The sequence below is a fragment of the Phytohabitans rumicis genome (assembly GCF_011764445.1).
Taxonomy (GTDB): domain Bacteria; phylum Actinomycetota; class Actinomycetes; order Mycobacteriales; family Micromonosporaceae; genus Phytohabitans; species Phytohabitans rumicis.
On record NZ_BLPG01000001.1, the window covers coordinates 6,467,101 to 6,480,692 of the forward strand.

General features: G+C 70.6%; 13 protein-coding genes. 9 read left to right on the forward strand and 4 right to left on the reverse strand.

The genetic code is table 11. The features are described from left to right. Positions 1 to 23 precede the first annotated feature (23 nt). Genes Prum_RS29560 through Prum_RS29580 form a run of 5 tightly spaced genes read left to right on the forward strand, consistent with a single transcriptional unit; the run spans position 24 to position 4,766 of the window. Positions 24 to 839, forward strand: a complete 816-nt coding sequence (locus Prum_RS29560; protein WP_246278171.1) for a S1C family serine protease — start codon at positions 24 to 26, stop codon at positions 837 to 839. 25 nt (positions 840 to 864) lie between these two features. After that, positions 865 to 1,839 carry an AAA family ATPase gene (locus tag Prum_RS29565; protein WP_173079454.1) on the forward strand — a complete coding sequence of 325 codons (975 nt, stop codon included), beginning with the start codon at positions 865 to 867 and terminating at the stop codon, positions 1,837 to 1,839. Continuing rightward, the gene (locus tag Prum_RS29570; protein ID WP_173079455.1) at positions 1,836 to 2,723 is read left to right on the forward strand and encodes a DUF58 domain-containing protein; all 888 of its coding nucleotides are present in this window, start codon (positions 1,836 to 1,838) and stop codon (positions 2,721 to 2,723) included. The genes Prum_RS29565 and Prum_RS29570 overlap by 4 nt, the downstream gene beginning before the upstream one ends. Positions 2,724 to 2,742: 19 nt before the next feature. After that, entirely contained in the window at positions 2,743 to 3,717 is a 975-nt protein-coding gene (locus Prum_RS29575) for a VWA domain-containing protein (protein ID WP_173079456.1), read from the forward strand. Beyond that, entirely contained in the window at positions 3,717 to 4,766 is a 1,050-nt protein-coding gene (locus tag Prum_RS29580) for a VWA domain-containing protein (protein ID WP_173079457.1), read from the forward strand. The genes Prum_RS29575 and Prum_RS29580 overlap by 1 nt, the downstream gene beginning before the upstream one ends. A 15-nt stretch (positions 4,767 to 4,781) precedes the next feature. Here the strand turns inward: Prum_RS29580 and Prum_RS29585 are convergent, their stop codons facing one another. After that, the gene (locus Prum_RS29585; RefSeq protein WP_173079458.1) at positions 4,782 to 5,405 is read right to left on the reverse strand and encodes a hypothetical protein; all 624 of its coding nucleotides are present in this window, start codon (positions 5,403 to 5,405) and stop codon (positions 4,782 to 4,784) included. Positions 5,406 to 5,760: 355 nt separating this feature from the next. On the opposite strand from Prum_RS29585, the gene Prum_RS29590 reads away from it, so the two are divergent. Continuing rightward, positions 5,761 to 6,621 carry an AbfB domain-containing protein gene (locus Prum_RS29590; RefSeq protein WP_173079459.1) on the forward strand — a complete coding sequence of 287 codons (861 nt, stop codon included), beginning with the start codon at positions 5,761 to 5,763 and terminating at the stop codon, positions 6,619 to 6,621. Between the two features lie 486 nt (positions 6,622 to 7,107). Here Prum_RS29590 and Prum_RS29595 read toward each other — a convergent pair whose 3' ends face one another. Together Prum_RS29595 and Prum_RS29600 are read right to left on the reverse strand one after the other, a co-directional pair. After that, positions 7,108 to 8,217, reverse strand: a complete 1,110-nt coding sequence (locus Prum_RS29595; RefSeq protein ID WP_173079460.1) for a M20 family metallopeptidase — start codon at positions 8,215 to 8,217, stop codon at positions 7,108 to 7,110. Positions 8,218 to 8,226: 9 nt separating this feature from the next. Further along, positions 8,227 to 9,258: a LacI family DNA-binding transcriptional regulator gene (locus Prum_RS29600; RefSeq protein ID WP_173079461.1), complete on the reverse strand. Its 1,032-nt coding sequence runs from the start codon at positions 9,256 to 9,258 to the stop codon at positions 8,227 to 8,229. Between the two features lie 185 nt (positions 9,259 to 9,443). On the opposite strand from Prum_RS29600, the gene Prum_RS29605 reads away from it, so the two are divergent. The 3 genes from Prum_RS29605 (at position 9,444) to Prum_RS55810 (ending at position 12,840) form a co-directional block, all read left to right on the forward strand. Next, positions 9,444 to 10,517, forward strand: a complete 1,074-nt coding sequence (locus tag Prum_RS29605; protein WP_173079462.1) for a substrate-binding domain-containing protein — start codon at positions 9,444 to 9,446, stop codon at positions 10,515 to 10,517. 62 nt (positions 10,518 to 10,579) lie between these two features. Continuing rightward, a complete protein-coding gene (locus Prum_RS29610; protein WP_173079463.1) occupies positions 10,580 to 11,611 on the forward strand; it encodes an ABC transporter permease in 1,032 nt (343 codons plus the stop codon). Then, positions 11,608 to 12,840 carry an ATP-binding cassette domain-containing protein gene (locus Prum_RS55810; RefSeq protein WP_246278172.1) on the forward strand — a complete coding sequence of 411 codons (1,233 nt, stop codon included), beginning with the start codon at positions 11,608 to 11,610 and terminating at the stop codon, positions 12,838 to 12,840. The genes Prum_RS29610 and Prum_RS55810 overlap by 4 nt, the downstream gene beginning before the upstream one ends. Here the strand turns inward: Prum_RS55810 and Prum_RS29620 are convergent. After that, on the reverse strand, positions 12,827 to 13,522 hold the full coding sequence (locus tag Prum_RS29620; protein WP_218577386.1) for a hypothetical protein: 696 nt from the start codon (positions 13,520 to 13,522) through the stop codon (positions 12,827 to 12,829). The genes Prum_RS55810 and Prum_RS29620 overlap by 14 nt on opposite strands. Positions 13,523 to 13,592 lie beyond the last annotated feature (70 nt).

Here is a 13,592-nt window from a genome sequence, read left to right on the forward strand (position 1 = left end):
CCTCCGCGTTGCCCGATCAGGCCGTGGTCCGTCCAGAGACCGCGCCCGGCGACGTCGCGGCCGATCCGGGTACGTCCGGCGGTCGCCGCCGCCGGCTGCTGGTCGTGACGGCCATGGCGGCGGTCCTGGTGCTCACCGCGGTCGTGTTCTTCCGCTGGGGCTCCGCCGAGTCGCCGACAGTGGCGCCGAGCCCGTCGCCCTCGGCGTCCGCCACCGCCGCGCCGACCACGGCCGAGGTCTACGCCGCCATGGCACCCTCGGTGGTCGTCATCGAGGCGATGACCCGCGACAACAAGGTCACCGCCACCGGCACCGGCGTCGTCGCCAACGCGGACGGGCTCATCCTGACCGCGCTGCACGTCGTACGGGGCGCGGTCGCCGTCCGGGTCACCTTCGCCGACGGCACCCGGTCGGCGGCGACGGTCAGCGCGTCCGACCCGAAGCAGGACATCGCCGCGCTCATCGCCGCCACCCAACCGCCGGTGCTGGTCCCGGCCGTCCTGGGCAGCTCCGAGCGGCTGGCGATCGGCGACGGCGTGGTCGCCATCGGCAACCAGCTGGGCATGACCAGCAGCGCGACCGCGGGCGTGGTGTCCGGCCTCGACCGGGTCGCGACCAGCAAGGAGGGCGGCACGCTGACCGGCCTGATCCAGTTCGACGCGGCGGTCAATCCGGGCAGCTCCGGCGGCCCGCTGGTCAACGCCCGGGGCGAGACGGTCGGCATCGTCGTGGCGCTGGCCAACCCGACGTCCGCGGGCACCTTCATCGGCATCGGCTTCGCCGTACCCATCGGTGCCGCCGTCGCCGCCGGCGGCAACGGCCGCGGCCCGCAGCAGTAGGCAGACAACTCGTGAGGATGGATGCATGGACACACCGGTAGAGCAGGTCCTGTACGAGGTCAAGAAGACCATCGTGGGACAGGACGTGCTGCTCGAGCGCCTACTGGTCGCGCTCCTGTCCCGCGGGCACATCCTGGTCGAGGGCGTGCCGGGCCTGGCCAAGACGCTGGCCGTGAAGGCGCTGGCCGGCGCGATCGGCGGGCAGTTCCACCGGGTCCAGTTCACCCCTGACCTGGTGCCGGCCGACATCCTCGGCACCCGGGTCTACCACCAGCGGACCGGCGAGTTCCAGGTCTCGCTCGGGCCGGTGTTCACCAACCTGCTGCTGGCCGACGAGATCAACCGGGCGCCGGCGAAGGTGCAGAGCGCGCTGCTGGAGGTCATGCAGGAGCAGCAGGTCACGATCGGCCGGGAGACCCATCAGGTGCCGCGGCCGTTCCTGGTGATGGCCACGCAAAACCCGATCGAGTCCGAGGGCACCTATCCGCTGCCGGAGGCGCAGGTCGACCGCTTCATGATGAAGGTGGTCGTGGGCTACCCCAGTGCCACCGAGGAGTTCGTGATCGTCGAGCGGGCCATCTCGCCCGACCCGGTCACCCAGGCGGTCATCAACCCCGAGCGGCTCATCGAGATGCAGGCGCAGGTCGAGCAGGTGTACGTGGACCCGGCGCTGATCGAGTACTCGGTGCGCCTGGCCAACGCGACCCGGCGGCCGGCCGAAGTGGGCCTGGCCGACCTGGGGCGATATGTCAGCTTCGGCGCCAGTCCTCGTGCGTCGATCAACCTGATCCTGGCCGCCCGGGCCCTCGCCTTCGTGCGGGGCCGTGACTACGTCGTTCCGCACGACGCCACCGAGCTGGTCCTCGACGTCTTCCGGCACCGGCTGGTGCTGTCGTACGAGGCGCTCTCCGACGACGTCAGCGCGGACGCGGTGCTGACCCGGGTGATGGCCGCGCTGCCGGTGCCGGACGCGCCGATGCGCAAGGTCGCGGTCGGATGACAAGTCCGCCGGATCGGCTGCTGCGGCGCCTGGAGTGGCAGGTCGTCCGTCGACTCGACGGGCGGCTGCAGGGTGCCTACCGCACGCTGTTCCGCGGCACCGGGATCGACTTCGCCGACCTGCGCGCCTACACACCGGAAGACGACGTCCGGCACATCGACTGGAACGTCACAGCCCGGCTCGACGAGCCGTACGTCCGGCAGTACACCGAAGACCGCGAGCTGACCGCGTGGCTGGTGCTCGACCGGTCGGCCTCCATGCGATTCGGTTCCAACGAGTACGGCAAGGACTCCGTGCTCACCGAGCTGGCCGTGTGCCTCGCGCGGCTGTTCAGCCGGGGCGGCAACCGGGTCGGCGCGGTCCTCTACGACAACACCGCCCAGCAGGTCATCCCGGCGCGTACCGGCCGCACCCACGTCCTGCACCTGACCCACCAGCTCACCAAGCCGGTGACCGCGCGCCGGGACGGGAGCCCCACCGACATCGCCGCCATGCTCCGGCTGGCCGCGTCCACCGCGCGGCGGCGTAGCCTGGTGTTCGTCATCTCCGACTTCATCGGTGACGTCGACTGGGAGCCGGCGCTGACCCGGCTGAGCCACCGGCACGAGGTGGTCGCGATGCGCGTCGTTGACCCGATGGAGCTCGACCTGCCCGACCTCGGCCTGATCCTGATCGAAGACGCCGAGACCGGGGAGCAGCTGCTGGCCGACACCAGCGATCCGCTCTTCCGGCAACGGCTGCGCGCCGAGGTGGACGCGCGGGAGTCCGCCGTGACCGCCTCGATGCGGCGGGCCGGCGTGACGGCGCACCGGATCGGCACCGACCAGGATCTGGTGACGGCGCTGATCGAAATGGCGCACGAGTCGAAGCAGAGGCGCCGATGAGCTTGAAGCAGAGGTGCCCATGACTTTCCGGTACCCGTTGCTGGTGGTGGTCGCCGCCGTCGTCGGAGTGGGGCTCGTGGCGGCGTACCGGTGGCTGCAGCACCGGCGGGAGAGCGCGCTGGCCGCGGCGGGGCTGCGCGCCGCGAACGCCGGGCGGAAGGGTCTGCGCCGGCACATCCCGCCGCTGGTCTTCCTGACCGCGCTCGTGTTTCTGCTCATCGGCGTCGCCCGTCCACAAGCGACGGTCGCGGTGCCGCGCTCGGCCGGCACGGTGATCCTCGCCTTCGACGTGTCGAACAGCATGGCGGCCAAGGACCTCGCGCCCAACCGGCTCGCCGCCGCGCAGGCCGCGGCGGTCAGCTTCGTCAAGGAGCAGCCGGACACGGTCGACATCGGCCTGGTCGCGTTCAGCCAGGGCGCGCTGACCACCCAACTGCCCACCGACGACCACGAGGCCACGATCGCCGCGATCAACCGGCTGACCGTTTCCGGCGGCACGTCGCTGGGGCAGGCCATTCTCGCCTCGCTGTCGGCCATCGTCGGCAAGACGGTGGGCCTGCCCGACCCGGCCGCGGGGCAGCCGCCGCAAGACCTCGGGTACTGGCGGTCCGCCACGATCGTGCTCCTCTCCGACGGGGAGGACACCGGGGGCCCGGACGCCGCGGCCGCCGCCGAGCTCACCGCCACCGCCGGGGTACGCATCGAGAGCGTCGGCGTCGGCACGGTCGAGGGCACCACCGTCGAGGTCGACGGATACCAGGTGGCCACGGCGCTCAACGAGGAGTTGCTGACCGAGGTCGCCGATCTCACGGCCGGCTCGTACCACCGGGCCGCCGACGCGCAGGCCCTCGGCAGCCTGCACGAGTCGCTGGATCTGCGGATCACCGCGCAGGACGAGCTGGTCGAGCTCACCGCGGTGGCGGTCGGGATCGCGCTCCTGCTCCTCACGATCGGGGGCCTATTAATGATCACTTGGTTCGGGCGGATCGTCTGATGTCACTGACCTGGCCGTGGGCCCTCGCCGCGCTGTTGGCCTTTCCGTTGCTGCTGGCCTACCGGTGGTGGACGCGCCGGCGGCGCCGCCGGGAGGCGCTGCGGATATCGAGCGTCACGCTGATCCGGGCGGCGCTGCCCGGGCGGTCGCTGTGGCGGCGCCGGATCCCGCTCTGGCTGTTCGCCGCCGGCCTCGTGGTGCTCGGCGCCGGTGCCGCGCGCCCGCAGGCGTCCGTGCCGGTGCCCTCGAACGCCACGTCGATCCTGCTGGCGATGGACGTGTCCGCCTCGATGTGCTCCACCGACGTGCCGCCCAACCGGTTGACCGCCGCGCAGAAGGCGGCCCGCGAGTTCGTCGAGGCGCAGGACGATGGGGCCCGGATCGGCCTGGTCACGTTCTCCGCGATCGCCGGCCTGCTGGTCGAGCCCACCACCGACAAGGACGCGGTGCTGGAGGCGATCGACGGCCTGCGTACGTCCCGCGGCACCGCGATCGGTCAGGCGATCCTGACCTCGGTGGACGCCATCGCCGAGATCAATCCCGACGTGCCGCCCACCGGCGTCGAGGTGCCGGCCGTCGAAGGCGCGATCACCGATTACCAGCCCGACACGATCGTCGTGCTCACCGACGGGCGCAACACCCAAGGGGTCGACCCGGTGACGGCCGCCGCCGAGGCCGCGGCTCGCCAGGTGCGGGTCTACACCATCGGCTTCGGCACGACCGAGCCGGCCGCGTCGGTGTGCACCCGCGACCAGATCAGCGGCGACGCGGCGTTCCGCGGCGACGGGCAGGGGCCGCCCGGCGGCTTCGGCCGGGGCGGCTTCGCCCGGCAGATCGACGAGGAGACCCTCACCGAGGTCGCCGAGATGACCGGCGGCGAGTACTACCAGGCCAAGGACGCGGAGGCGCTCAGCGAGGTCCTGCTCGACCTGCCCAGCAACATCACGATGCAGCGGGAAAACGTAGAGATCACCATATGGTTCGCGCTCGCGGGCGCGATCCTGATCCTCTTCGCCGTCGGGCTGTCCGTCCTGAACCGGTCGTCGTAGCCGCCGCCGGGCGCGCTACGACTTGCCGGAGCCGCTGCGCTGCGGCGGGAGGGCCGTGGCCGCAACGGCCACCAACGGCTCGTCGGCCTCGATCTCCTCGGCCTCGACCCGCGGCTCGTCGACCCAGAGGGCGCGCAGCTGGTTCTGCATGAACGTGGTGAGCCGGGACCGGTAGTCCTGGTCGAACTGCTCCAGCGCCTCGATCTGCCGCTGCAGCGCCTCGCGCTTGGCGGCCAGGCTTCCGACCACGTCCTCGTAGCGCTGCTCGGCCTGATGCCTGAGCTCGTCGGCGTTCGCCTGGGCGGTCTTGGCCGCCTCGTCGGCCTTGGTGCGCGCCTTGGAGAGGATCTCCTCGGCCTTGTGCTTCGCGTCGTCCGCCTGCGTCTGGGCGTCCCGCGCGACCTGCGAGGCGCTGGCGTGCGCGTCGGACAGTGCCCGCTCGGCCTCCTGCTGGAGGACCTGGGCGTGGGACTGAGCGTCCCGGACGATTTGCTCCGCGGTCGCGTGCGCCTCGGCGCGGATGCGCTCCGCTTCCCGCCGGGCGCTGGCGACGTGCTCTTCCGACGTCCGCTGGGCCAGCGTGAGCACCTGAAGAGCCTGGTGCTCGGCGCTGAGCTCCGCCGACGGAGCGACAACCATGTGTTCCAAGGTCTCATTCACAGGAGAAGGCCCTCCGAGTAGTCCTTTGACACGACTCTTCATGCCACTGTCAGTCACAGGATGACCTCCGTGTGTAAACGTTCTTGTGGCGAAGCCCCCAGCCGTGAGGCGGCAGATTATCAAAGACGCAGCAGTTGAGGCGAGGGCCCAGCGCATCGTAATCGAAAGACCACAAAGGGTTTCGTCGTGTGTTCACGATCAACAAACCGGCCGATACATGAGAAAGTAGACCGGTTCCGGAAGGGAGCGGCGGCAAGTGTCCGAAGAGGACCCCACACGTACCCGTCTGCGAATCGGCGGATGGCTACCGGCGTACGACGTATCGGCCCAGAGCGTGCCAGACTCGGTGCGCAACCCAGCAGATGGCGCGGAAAGCGACATCGCGCCGATCCGGCTGCGGCTGGCGATGACACCGAGACCGCACGCCGGCCGTGGGCCGGTGACCCGGCGACGGATGCTGCTGGGCGGCGTGACCATGCTGTCCGCGCTCGCGCTCATGGCCGTGGCGGCGAGCGACCGGGGCATGGTCGAGCCGGCCACGCTGGACGAGCCGCCGGCCGCGGCGCTGCCCGGCGAGGTGGGCGTCCCGGCGAGCCGAACCGACCCGACCATCGTGACCACCGGCCCCGCCGGGGTGACCACCGGTCCGGCCGTCGCCCACCCCGGCGGTGGCAATCGTGGTGGGGTCCCCAGCCGGTCCACCGGCGGTGGCGCCGCCACGCCGGCCGCGCCCTCCCCGTCCCCGTCCGCGACGACACCGCCGCTGCGCGCCGGCGCGCGGGTCGGTCTGGAGCCGGTGAGCAAGCCAGGCTTCCGGGTACGGCACCGCGACTTCGCCGGGCGGATCGACCGCATCGGATCGGGCAGCGGCGCGCTCGACCGGGCCGACAGCTCCTTCACGGTACGGGCCGGCCTCGCCAGCTCCAGTTGCGCCTCCTTCGAGTCGGTCAACTTCCCCGGGTACTACCTGCGGCACCAGAACTTCCAGATCGTCCTGCACCGGTACGACGGCACCCAGCTCTTCAGGGCGGATGCCACGTTCTGTCCCGTCACCGGGCTGACCGGACAGGAAACCTCGCTGCGGTCGTACAACTATCCGAGCCGCTATCTGCTGCACCGCGACTCCCGGCTCGTCATCGAATCGGGCGGCTCGGCGGCGTCGGCGACATTCGCGGTAAGGACAGCGTTGGCGTGAACAGAGGCCCGGAGATTGGACATATCTCCGGGCCTCGCCACGTCCACAGTGGCCGCCCAAGCCGGCGAGCGAGCGGCCGCGCCGCCGGCAGCATCCAGGAGCTCCCAGCCACTCGGCCTGAGTAGGGCGCCCCTGCTGGGTTTGCGCGCGTGAGTAGGGCGCCCTGGTCGGGCGCGGCGATGTGAGTGGGGCGCCCTTGTTCAGCTCTGGGCGGGTGTGGCGGAGTGGCCGAGGTGCGGCGAGTAGATCTAGACGAGAAATGGCTCGATATCAACCGTTTCTCGTCTAGATCTACTCGTTGGCTTCGATGATCGGGTCGACCGCTTGGACGTATCTGGTATATCCGGCGGCGAGCGCCGCCGCGAACCCACCGGCATCGCCCGCCGCTCTGTCGATTGTGGACCGCGCAGCGCGAGGCCGCGGGAGCAACGGCCCGGACCGCGACGGACGTCGCGGTAGCTCAGAACTCGATCCTCAAAATCTCTGTCATCGGGTGCTGGTGACGGTTGCCGGGAGGTGCTCCAGGAACTGGCGGAGCGCGCGGTAGTACGGGTCGATGGTGGGGATCTCGGCGTACTCCTCGGGGCCGTGCTGGCCGTGGCCCCCGACGCCGAACGCGACCGCGGCGATGCCGCGCGCGGAGTAGAAGCGGCCGTCGCCCGCGCCGTGCTTGTAGAGGAAGTCGGACGCGAAGCCCTGGTCCTGCGCGGCCCGCCGCAGGTGGGCGATCTCCGGGCGGTCGTGGTCGGCGTGGTGCGGGCCGTCGACGTGGTTGATCGTCACCGTGACACCGGGCTCGCAGAACCCGCCGAGGTACGCCGCCATCCCGTCGGCGGTCGCGCCGGCGAAGGTGGCGTCCTCGGGCGGGAAGCGGATGTCGAGCCACGCCTCGGCGTCGGCCGGGATCTGGTTGTAGGCGCGGTTGGGCGTCTCGATCCGGGCCAGGTTGACGGTGGTACGCCACGCCTCCTCGGCCGGCGGCGGGTAGGCGTCCTGCAGCCGGGTCACCGTACGGACGAGCTTGAGCAGCGCGTTGTCGCCCAACCACGGGTACGCGCCGTGCCCGCCCCGGCCGCTGGCCCGCAGGTTGGCGTGGACGAGCCCTTTCGAGTCGGCGACGATGTCCAGGCGGCTGTGCTCGCCGATGATGACGAACCGGCCGGTGACTCCACTTTGGAGCTGGTGCAGCGTGCCGTTGCGCCCGCCCACCTCCTCGTCGGCGACGAGCTGCAGCGCGATCGGGTACGGCAGGGCGGCGGCCGTGTCGCGGAACGCCTGCGCCAGGGCCAGCGCCGAGACCTTCATGTCCTGCGCGCCGCGGGCGTACAGGCGGTCGCCGTCGCGACGGGGGTGGAACTGGTCCGGTGATCCGGGTACGACGTCGAGGTGGGCGTTGAGAATGACCGCGAACTCCGGTCGCGGATTTCCACAGTAGACAAGAGCGCTGGGTACGCCGTTCGACTCGAACCGCTCGACGGTGAACCCGGGCCCGACGAAGTCCAGGACGTAGTCGATCGCCCGTCGCAGCTCCCCGGGCCGATCCGCGGTAGACGCGATGGTGAGCAGCTCGTCGGCGGCAGAAAGAAGGTGGTCCACCCCGTCAGGCTAATGCGGCCCCGCTATCTCGCCGGAGCCTCTCGGGATCAGGCGGGTGGGGACCAGGTGGACCTTTGGCTCCCAAGCCTCGCCGTCCAGGCGGCGGAAGATCAGGGACGCGGCCAGGCGGCCCAGTGACGACGGGTCCTGGGCGATGACGGTGACCGGCGGCTGCAGCAGGTCGGCCAGCGGGAAGTCGTCGAAGCCGACCAGTGCCACCTCGTGCTGGCGGCCCAGGTCGCGTAGCGCGCGTACGGCCCCGATGGTGACGAGGTTTTGCGCGGTGAACAGCGCGGTCGGCGGTGACTCGCCGGTGAGCATGCGCAGCGCGGCCCGCTCGGCGCCGGCCTCGGTGTGCAGGTCGTACGCGATGTGCTCGGGCGCGGGCCGGATGCCGTGGTCGCTGAGGGCCTCCTTGAAGCCCTGCAACCGCTGCCGGGCGGTGGCGATGGTCAGCAGGTCGCCGAGGTAGGCGATGTCGCGGTGGCCGTGCGCGACGAGGTGGTGCACCGCGTCGGCGGCGCCGGCGTTGTTGTCGACGAGGACGGCGTCGACGTCGATGCCGACCGGCGGCCGGTCGATGAAGACGACCGGGGTGCCGGCGTTGACCACGCTGGCGAGGTAGCGCTGGTTGTCGCTGGCGGGCACCACCACGAGCGCGTCGGCCTGGCGGGTGGTGAACGCGTTGATCAACGCACGCTCGCGCTGCGGGTCCTCGTCCACGCTGCCCGCGAAGATCATGACGTCGCGGTCGCGGGCGACGTCTTCGAGCGCGCGGTGCAGGGCGGACGAGAACGGGTTGGACACGTCCTCCAGCACGGCGGCGATCGCGGCGGTACGGCCGTTGGCGCGCCGCAGGCTGCTGGCGGTGAAGTTGGGCCGGTAGTCCAGCTTGGCGACCGCCTGCTGGACGGCCACGACCTTGGCCGCCGTCACCCCGCCCTCGCCGTTGACGACCCGGGAGGCGGTCTTGGTGCTCACGCCGGCGAGCAGCGCGACGTCGCGCAGCGTTGGACGGCGTGCCGGGGCGTCCTGCGTCATCCGCACCTCCTAGGGCGAGAGTCTCTCACCGCACCGGCCCGACCGAATCGTCGCCCTATTCGACAACGATGTCAAACATCTCTTGACATACGGCTGAGCGCGATGGTTAACCTCTCTGACATCGTTGTCGAGTTGGCGGGTCAGGCCGCCCCGGCGACGTAACACCCCGAAAGAAGGAGCGAACAATGAGCAAGCGCACCGGCCGGCGGGCCGCGCGTATGTTCGCCGCCGTAGCCGCCCTGAGCCTGCTGGCCACCGCGTGTGGCGGCGGCGACGACGCGGGCGACGACGGTGTGGCGGTCTCACTGATCACCAAGAACTCCACCAACCCGTTCTTCGTCAGCATGCAGGAGGGCGCGAAGAAGGCCGCCGAGGCCGACGGCGTCAAGCTGACCATCGCCGCCGGCAAGGAGGACGGCGACGAGGCCGGCCAGGTCCAGGCCATCGAGGACGCCATCGCCCGCGGCGACGCGGGCATCCTGATCACGCCGAACGGCCCCGGCGTCAACCCGGCGATCAAGAAGGCCCGCGACGCCGGCCTGTACGTCATCGCCCTGGACACACCGCCCGACCCGGCGTCCACGGTGGACATCACGTTCGCCACGGACAACTTCAAGGCCGGCGAGCTGATCGGGAAGTGGACGGCGGGGCAGCTGGGCGGAAAGCCGGCGACGATCGCCCTGCTCGACCTGTTCAACGACAAGATCGTGTCGGTCGACTACAACCGCGACCAGGGCTTCCTGACCGGCATGGGCATCAACACCGGCGACGCCAAGAAGAACGGCGACGAGGCGCCGTCCGGCAACTACTCCGGCGGGACGTACACGATCGTCTGCAACGAGCCGACCAACGGCGCCGAGGACGGCGGGCGAACGGCCATGGAACGCTGCCTGGCCAAGAACCCGAACGTCAACGTGGTCTACACGATCAACGAGCCGGCCGCGGTCGGGGCGCAGAAGGCCATGCAGGCGGCCGGCACCAAGGACGTGCTCGTCGTGTCCGTGGACGGCGGCTGCAACGGCGTACAGCAGGTCAAGAACGGCGTGATCAACGCGACGTCGCAGCAGTACCCGCTGAAGATGGCCGAACTGGGCGTCAAGGCGATCAAGCAGATCGCCACCGGCGGCGCCAAGCCGGCGGTGAGCGGCGGCCTGGACTTCTACGACACGGGTGTCGCGCTGGTGACGGACAAGCCCGCCACCGGTGTGGAGAGCATCGACACCACCGAGGGCGCGCAGCTCTGCTGGGGCACCGCCTGATGATCCGCACCCGGCCGCGGCGCCGCCCGGTGCCGCGGCCGGCCGTCCCCTGAAGGAGCGGCGTGTCCACCACAGCCCAACCAGCCAGCACCGCCACCGAACAGTTCGCGCTGCGCCGCCGCTCACCGGTGCAGCGGGTCCAGCACCTGCTCCACTCGTACCCGGCGATCAGCCCGTTCCTGGTGCTGGTCATCTCGTTCGTCGTCTTCTCCGCGATCAACCCGCGGTTCTCCTCGGCCAACTCGCTGTCGCTCGTCGTCCAGCAGGTGGCCGTGATCGGCGCCCTCGCCGTCGGGCAGACGCTGATCATCCTGACCGCCGGCATCGACCTGTCGGTCGGCGCGATCACGATCCTGTCCATGATGGTCGCGGCGAAGGTCGCCGAGGGCGGCGGCCTGCCCGGCGTACTCGCGGTGGCCGTCGCCGTCGGTCTCGGCGTCGCGGCGGGCCTGTTGAACGGCGCGCTCGTGACCCGGATCAAGCTGCCGCCGTTCATCGTCACGCTCGGCACCCTCAGCGTCTTCACCGCGCTCGGGCTGCTGTACTCGCGCGGTCAGAGCGTCCAGGCGGTCGACATGCCGGCGCTGCTGAACTGGACCGGCGAGACGTTCCGCCTGGGACAGTTCCGGATCACCACGGGCGTCGTCCTGGTCGTCGCGCTCTACGTCGTCGTCGGGTTCGCGCTCGCCAACACCGCGTGGGGCAAGCACGTGTACGCCGTCGGCGACGACAAGGAGGCGGCCCGGCTCGCGGGCATCCGGGTCGACCGGGTGCTGCTCAGCGTGTACACGGTGGCCGGCGCCATCTACGGCCTGACCGCCTGGATCCTCATCGGGCGGGCGGGCGCCGCCAGCCCCAACGCGATCACCGACGCCAACCTGGAGAGCATCACGGCCGTGGTGATCGGCGGTACCAGCCTCTTCGGCGGCCGGGGCGCGCTGCTCGGCACCCTGCTCGGCGCCCTCATCGTGGGCTTCTTCCGTAGCGGCCTGTCGCTCGCGGGCGTGGACGACCAGTACCGGGTGCTCGCGGTCGGGCTCCTGGTCATCCTCGCCGTCGCCGTCGACCAATGGATCAGGAAGGTGAAGGCGTGAGTTCGTCCCCTGTGCTTTCGGCGCGCGGCATGGTCAAGACGTTCGGCCATGTCGTCGGGCTCGACGGCGTCGACCTAGACCTGTACCCGGGCGAGGTGCTCGCCATCATCGGCGACAACGGCGCCGGCAAGTCCACGCTCATCAAATGCCTGACCGGCGCCCTCGTACCCGATGCCGGCGAACTGTTCATCGACGGCCAGCCGGTGCACTTCAAGCGGCCGCAGGACGCCCGCGACGCCGGCATCGAGACCGTGTACCAGACGCTCGCGGTGGCACCCGCCCTCGACATCGCCAGCAACCTCTACCTCGGCCGGGAGCGTCGGCGGCCCGGGTTCCTCGGCACGGTGCTGCGGATGCTCGACAAGAAGGGCATGCGCCGCGACGCCGGCCAAGCCCTGTCCGACCTCGGCATCGGCACCCTGCAGAACATGGCCCAGGCCGTCGAGACGCTCTCCGGCGGCCAGCGCCAAGCCGTTTCGGTCGCCCGCGCCGCCGCGTTCGGCAGCAAGATCATCGTCCTCGACGAGCCGACCGCCGCCCTCGGCGTCAAGGAGTCCAACCAGGTGCTCAAGATGATCGAGGAGGTACGCTCCCGCGGCCTGCCGGTCATCCTGATCAGTCACAACATGCCGCACGTGTTCGAGGTCGCCGACCGGATCCACATCCAGCGGCTCGGCCGGTGCGCGGGGGTCGTCACCCCGTCCTCGCACACGATGTCGGAGGCGGTGGCCATCATGACCGGCGCGACGACGCTGGCTGAGACCCCGGCCGGGCCGCTATCCGCGGGTGACGTCGTCGATGCTGGTGGCGGTGGCGGCGCGGAAGAGCCAGGTGTTCAGCTGGGCCGGGTTGGTGCAGGTGAGGATCCGTTCGCGTGTGTCCTCCGGCACCGGCACGCCACGGACCTCAAGCACGGTCAGGAGCGCTTGGGCCAGAACCCGGGCTTCAACTCGGGCCTCACCCAGGGCCTCGCCGAGCTTGCGGTTCTCGGCGGCGATGCTCCGCAGCAGGTCGCTGCGGAACTCGTAGTTGGCGATGTCGGGGGCGTCGGCGGGCGCCAGCAGCAGGTCGAGCACCAGGTCGCTGCGGAACTCGTCGTCGGCGATGCTGGTCATGAACGCCTTCCAACCAACGCTGGGCGCAAGGTCGCCCGCCGTGGGCCGAGCGAGTGCATAGCGACCCGGATCCTTTCAGGTTGTTGGGACCATCTGGCCGCTACCCGCGGGTGACGTCGTCGATGCTGGTGGCGGTGCCGGCGCGGAGGAGCCAGGTGTTGAGCTGGGCCGGGTCGGTGCAGGCGAGGATCCGTTCGCGTGTGTCCTCCGGCACCGGCACGCCACGGCCCTCAAGCACGGTCAGGACCGCTCGGGCCTCGCCGATCTTGCGATTTTCGGCGGCGATGACCCGGAGCAGCTCGCTGCGGAACTCGTAGTTGGCGATGGTGGTCATGAACGCCTCCCAACGGGTCCGGGTCGCCACGGGCAGCCCGGCCAGTACAACGTCATAATACAAGATCGCATTTCGTGGGCCGAGCGAATGCAGGGCCGCTCCCAGCGCGGGGAAGGCGGTGTCGATGTCGGCGTGGCTGCCGTGGCAGATGGCTGAGAGCACCGTCAACGCGGGGTTGGCCCGGGCCTGGTCCACGTCGACGACCAGCGGCACGTCGTCGGGGGTGAAGATGAACGGTCGCAGGGTCAGGCACAGCCCGTCGAACTCGAACAGGTCCCGGTAGCGGCCAGCGGTCCGGCGGTCGGGGCAGTAGACCAGCAGTGCGGCGTTCACATCCAGCTCGGCCTCTAGCTGGGCCACGTATAGCTTCCAGGTGCGTCGTTTGCTGTCATCCCAGCGACGTTGGACCTCCAAGACCACCGCCAGCAGCGGCCGGTCGGCGGGGTCGCAGAACAGCAGCATGCCGTCCGCGTGGTAGGTGCGGGGACCAGCACCCGCACGTCGGTGGCCTGTGCACGGGCGTGGTGGTAGT

What these genes read in the sequence shown, in the direction of transcription:
- Prum_RS29575 (WP_173079456.1), top strand. Translation starts at nt 2,743, where the DNA reads ATGACTTTCCGGTACCCGTTGCTGGTGGTGGTCGCCGCCGTCGTCGGA.
- Prum_RS29585 (WP_173079458.1), bottom strand. Translation starts at nt 5,405, where the DNA reads ATGGTTGTCGCTCCGTCGGCGGAGCTCAGCGCCGAGCACCAGGCTCTT.
- Prum_RS29620 (WP_218577386.1), bottom strand. Translation starts at nt 13,522, where the DNA reads ATGCTGCTGTTCTGCGACCCCGCCGACCGGCCGCTGCTGGCGGTGGTC.
- Prum_RS29605 (WP_173079462.1), top strand. Translation starts at nt 9,444, where the DNA reads ATGAGCAAGCGCACCGGCCGGCGGGCCGCGCGTATGTTCGCCGCCGTA.
- Prum_RS29565 (WP_173079454.1), top strand. Translation starts at nt 865, where the DNA reads ATGGACACACCGGTAGAGCAGGTCCTGTACGAGGTCAAGAAGACCATC.
- Prum_RS29570 (WP_173079455.1), top strand. Translation starts at nt 1,836, where the DNA reads ATGACAAGTCCGCCGGATCGGCTGCTGCGGCGCCTGGAGTGGCAGGTC.
- Prum_RS29580 (WP_173079457.1), top strand. Translation starts at nt 3,717, where the DNA reads ATGTCACTGACCTGGCCGTGGGCCCTCGCCGCGCTGTTGGCCTTTCCG.
- Prum_RS29600 (WP_173079461.1), bottom strand. Translation starts at nt 9,258, where the DNA reads ATGACGCAGGACGCCCCGGCACGCCGTCCAACGCTGCGCGACGTCGCG.